Annotated in this window: 1 pseudogene; it reads right to left on the reverse strand. The window is 52.2% G+C overall.

Annotated features, from left to right (window positions below):
* A pseudogene (locus tag KXG62_RS33950) lies at window positions 1–324 on the reverse strand (IS4 family transposase); the annotation flags it as partial.

The raw sequence follows: 324 nt of genomic DNA on the forward strand, positions 1-324 counted from the left end.
GCGTAAATCCGGATGATCTCTTCTACGGTGAGGGTAAGATCGGTCGTCAAAATCGCCAGCCACTCGGTTTTCTTCGAGCGATGACGAACAAACACGACTCGAACCGTAATCCCTGAAGGAAACTCGGTTTGGATCGAGCGGAGAATGCCTCGTTTCGTACTCACGACGGAAGACGCTGCCTCGTACAATTGTTTCAACGTCAGCTTCTGGCCTTGAATCAGGAAGCGCTTGTTGTCGTTCTTGACCATTCCGATCACATCCAGGCCGCGAGTCACGATTTCGCCGATGAGCGGCGCATGAGTAAACCAGCTGTCCATTAAGACG

It is taken from the genome of Paenibacillus solanacearum (genome assembly GCF_910593845.1).
Lineage (GTDB): Bacteria > Bacillota > Bacilli > Paenibacillales > NBRC-103111 > Paenibacillus_G > Paenibacillus_G solanacearum.